This window comes from Candidatus Schekmanbacteria bacterium (assembly GCA_003695725.1).
In the GTDB taxonomy this organism is placed as follows: domain Bacteria; phylum Schekmanbacteria; class GWA2-38-11; order GWA2-38-11; family J061; genus J061.
In genome coordinates this window covers 1-4515 of sequence record RFHX01000075.1, presented here as the reverse complement: position 1 = coordinate 4515, position 4515 = coordinate 1, and the positions used below count along the sequence as shown (strand labels likewise).

The 4515-nt window shown below is 34.1% G+C and carries 5 protein-coding genes; 1 reads left to right on the top strand and 4 read right to left on the bottom strand.

Going from position 1 to position 4515, the window contains the following annotated elements; translation table 11 throughout:
* Positions 1-22 precede the first annotated feature (22 nt).
* Positions 23-1144 (top strand): undecaprenyl/decaprenyl-phosphate alpha-N-acetylglucosaminyl 1-phosphate transferase, encoded by a 1122-nt coding sequence (locus D6734_03285; protein RMF96764.1) that lies wholly within the window; start codon positions 23-25, stop codon positions 1142-1144.
* Between the two features lie 28 nt (positions 1145-1172).
* On the opposite strand, the gene D6734_03280 is transcribed toward D6734_03285, so the two are convergent.
* The 4 genes from D6734_03280 to D6734_03265 form a co-directional block, all read right to left on the bottom strand.
* The gene (locus D6734_03280) at positions 1173-1937 is read right to left on the bottom strand and encodes a hypothetical protein (protein RMF96763.1); all 765 of its coding nucleotides are present in this window, start codon (positions 1935-1937) and stop codon (positions 1173-1175) included.
* Positions 1938-1954: 17 nt separating this feature from the next.
* Positions 1955-3091, bottom strand: a complete 1137-nt coding sequence (locus tag D6734_03275) for a glycosyltransferase family 1 protein (protein RMF96762.1) — start codon at positions 3089-3091, stop codon at positions 1955-1957.
* On the bottom strand, positions 3078-4268 hold the full coding sequence (locus D6734_03270) for a glycosyltransferase family 1 protein (protein RMF96761.1): 1191 nt from the start codon (positions 4266-4268) through the stop codon (positions 3078-3080). The genes D6734_03275 and D6734_03270 overlap by 14 nt, the downstream gene beginning before the upstream one ends.
* A partial coding sequence (locus D6734_03265) for a hypothetical protein (protein ID RMF96760.1) occupies positions 4269-4515 on the bottom strand: 247 nt, incomplete at its 5' end. It lies immediately after the preceding gene.

Here is a 4515-nt window from a genome sequence, read left to right as displayed (position 1 = left end):
GAATCGTGATTATAAGCTTGATTTGAACAAAGGACTCTTTGGGACATTTACAATTGTCCTGTTGTTTTTGTTAATTCCTAAAATAAGATTCTTTTTCAATAGTACTGGTATCCGGTGGATATATATTTTGCTTGTTTCATTGATTTCCTCCTATCTTCTGACACCTATAGCGTCATCCATTTCCTATAAGAAAAATTTTTTGGATATTCCAAATGAAACAAGAAAGATACATTCTCAAGCAACGCCTCTTCTAGGAGGATTTGCTGTTTATCTTGCTTTTCTTGCTTCCCTTTCCTTGAATAATATTTTTTCGCCTGACCTGGTAGCCATAATTTCATCAGTAACTTTGATAATGTTGTCAGGTCTCTTTGACATTAAATATCATTTGCCTGCTTCTGTAAGGCTCTTTATACAACTTTTAGCTGTTGCAATTGTCATATATGCAGGAGTAATATTGAAACTTTTTCCAAAAGATTCATTCCTTTGGTATTTTAATATTCCTCTTACAATTCTATGGATTGTTGGAATTACTAATTCGATGAATTTTTTTGATGGTATGGATGGACTGGCGGCAGGCCTTTCCATCATCATTTCAGCTTTTTTAGGTTTTCTTGCCTTTCAAAATTCTCAACCTTTCCTTGGATGGGTGGCTATAGCAATGATTGGAGGGTGTCTTGGTTTCCTCCCTTATAACTTTAGATTGAGAGAGGATGCAAGTATCTTCCTTGGAGATAGTGGTTCAAATTTTTTAGGATTTACCCTTGCCTGTATGGCAATTCAGGGGGATTGGTCTGAAAACAGCACAATTGTCTCGATAGTGGCGCCTCTTTTCATATTCAGCATTTTGATATACGATATGATTTACATTACAGTTGAAAGAATTATTAGCGGAAAAGTCACCAATTTCAAAGAGTGGATTGAATATGTAGGGAAAGACCATCTTCATCATAGGATGAATGCCCTCCTTACTGACAGGAGAAAAACTGTTCTTTTTATCTATCTCATTAATATAGCTATGGGATGCTCAGCACTTGCTCTTAGAAATGCCGACAACTTTGATTTAATAATTTTGGTATTTCAAGGAATAGTTTTTCTCATAATAATCACTATCTTGGAACGTTTAGGAAATAAACTTCGTGAATGAGCACACCTGATTTTTTTTTTTAATTTTTCTAAAACTTTCTATTGGTTTTTTTATTCATTATGAAACTATTTCTCCAAACGCCTTCCTTTTGATATTGGGTGGCAGTCCAATCCTGATTCTCTTTGAGCCATTCAAAGAATGCCCTTTGTTCTCCAAGTGCAGGATTTCCCCTGAAAGTAAACCAATCATCAAAAATTATTATTGTTCCATCTCTAAGAAGAGGTTTGATGAATTTCAATACAAGGACTGCTGATTCATAAAGGTCAGAGTCAATATGTACTATTGATGCACTTTTAATATTCTCTTTTTCTCTTGTTTCATCAGTTAAAGTGTCTTCAAACCAACCTTCGACGACTTTTACTTTATCTAATGGGACACCGCTTGCTTTTATATTTTTAAGAAAATTTTCTTTTGTATTGGAATATTTTCCCTCCTTGAAATCGGCAGATAATTTGTCGATTCCTTTAGGAGTTGGCAAACCTTCAAAGGAGTCAAAGGCAATAAATTTCATCTTATTCCACAGCTTTTTCCTTTCTTCGCAGTCTTCTTCGCTATTCCATATTGAGGGAGTAAATGATTCTAAGAATGAATTGCGAATAAGATTATATGCGAGGGAAAAACTTTGTCCTGAATAAACTCCAAATTCAAGGTAATCGCCTTCAATTTTATTTCCTGCTATGAAACTTCCTGCTTTTGAAAAGATTGTATCCTTTTCATTTATAACAAATTCGCCCAATTTTTTTCGAAATGGGTAAAGGATTCTTTTCAGCCAGTTTTTAGCTTGTAAATCCATTTCTTTTTACCCTCCTATTAGAAATCTTTCTCAATATGCTTTTCATAAATATTTAAATACTTTTTAAGCATATGTGCAGGAGAAAATAATTCAGAAACACGATTTTTTGCTTCTTTGCCAAGCCTTATCCGCATATCTTTGTTTCTGATAAGTTTTTCAATTGCCGCTTCAAGCGCCCTGCTATCAGCCGGAGGAATAAGAATCCCGTTGACCCCATCTTTGATAAATTCAGGAATTCCCGAGACTTTTGCCGCTATTTCCGGCTTTTCGAAAAAAGCTGCCTCAATTAGCGTTACAGGAAAACCCTCTGATAGGGAAGGCATAAGGAGTATATCGATAATTTGATATACATTCCCGACATTATCAACAAAGCCCGTAAAGATACATTTTTCTTTAATTCCAAGGGAAATACATTTTTCTTCTAACCTTTTTTTTAGTTCACCATCTCCTACAAAAAGGAAATAGACATTGTTAAATTGAGAGATGATTTTTTTTGCGCTAAGGATGGAATATTCAAACCCCTTTTGATTAGTCATCCGGCCAATTTGTCCAATCACCAAGGAAGACTCAGGTATCGATAACTTTTTTTTCATTGCCGAAGTCGTAATATCGGGCAACAGCGATTGAAAATCAACGGCAGGGTAGATAGTTGTTATCTTTTCTTCTGCTATTTTATAATCGTTAACCAAACTTTCTTTGATATAATTTGAAACTGAAACGATTTCTGAAACAAAAGAAGAGGTTAATCGGTCAATATAGATATAAAATTTTTTCTTCAATGCATTTATAGGATAGTCGTTTATTGAATTATGAATTGTCGATATTATGACAGGTACTTTTGCGAAGTAAGCTGCAATTCTTCCATAATAATTTGCTCTTGCGCCATGAGTGTGAACAATGTCAGTTTTTGAACGGATCAAATATCTTTTTAGGCGCAAAAAAGTTTCAAAACTGAAAAGACTTTTGTTTATGTCTATCACCTTTGGTTTATAGCCAAAGAATGACAATTTTTCGTAAAGCACACCTTTTTCAGGAACAACAAAATGCAAAGCAATTTTTTCTTTGTCGCTATATTTGGCGAAGATTTGAAGAAATTTTTCTCCTCCTCCTATTCCTCCGCCTGAAATAATATGGACTATATTAATTTTTTCCATAATTACTAATCATTGAATTGATAAGTCTGCTCATCTCTTCTGCACGCTTTTCCCAAGTATGCATTTTAAGGACAGCTTCTCGTCCTTTTTTACCCATTTGAATGAGATTTTCTTCGTTATTTAAAAGACCACAGATTTTTTCAGAAAGCTCTTCTTTGTCTTCAGGATTTGCAGAGATACCTGCGCCCAAAGATTCGACAAATTGGCCATATTCAGGATAATTGCTTGCAAGGACAGGTTTTGCGCATGATAAATATTCAAAAATTTTCATAGGTGAACCATAATTGCTTCTGACTTTCTTGAAGAATGCCACGGCAATATCAAATGCTGAAATAAATGTTGGTACTATTTCATATTCTATAAAACCGGTCCAGATAAAATAATCTGATATTCCGAGTTCGTTACAGCGCCGCTGCAATGTTTTTTTCATTTCACCATCTCCAACTATGAGGAAACGAATGTCAGGATTTTTGTTGATTATAAGCGGTGCAGCTTCTACAAGATAGTCAACTCCGTGCCATAAACAAAGACTGCCTACAAAGCCGATATATCTACAGTTTACATTCAGACGGCATTTTATTTGGGCTTCTTTTTTGTCAATGGGACAAAACAAATCGGTATCAACAGCGTCTTTTATTACTGAGACAGAATTTTTCGGTTTTTTTAATTTATTAACCACATAATCCATTACAGGTTTTGATATGCATCCGACAGAATTGCTCAATTTTACATTTGACCTGTAAGCAAGGTCAGAAATAAATGTCGTAATCCTGTTCCTATTGAGCGCCTTCATATCTTCAAGAATTATACTGTTTAGATAGAGAAAAATTGGAATATTGAGAAGTCTAATGACTGGAATAATTGTTGGCGCACTATATAAATCAAAACAGATTACAGCATCAGGGTTTTCTTTTTTTAGAAGATGTAATAGATGAAAGGGGGTAAGAAAAATGAACGACAAGGGACGAAGATATTTTAAATCGATAAGTGGAAGATACTTTATCCTAATTTTGTCATCTTCTCTTTTTTTGCCAATAAGGGGAGCGAAGAGCGATATTTTATGTCCTAATCTATGCAAAGCTTTTGCAAAATTGATTATTTGGATGCTTTCAGCATTTAGCACAGATATGTCAACATAGCATATAATGCTTAATTTAAGACTTTTCTTATTTTTCATTTATTGCTTTACCTTTGCCTTTTCTAATATTGATCCCCAGAGGGAAGAAATCATATTTGAAATTTTGTTTTTTTCTTCATCGCTTAGGAAAGTACTTTTCTTTATTGTAATCAGATAAAGGACTAAAAAAACTAAAGATTCAACAATAAAAATGAACATCTTTTGAAAGTATGTTGCAGGTTTGTATATATAAGTTAATATAACGCAAGGTGACAGCGCTGTTAAAGTTAAAAGGAGAGCCGAAGAG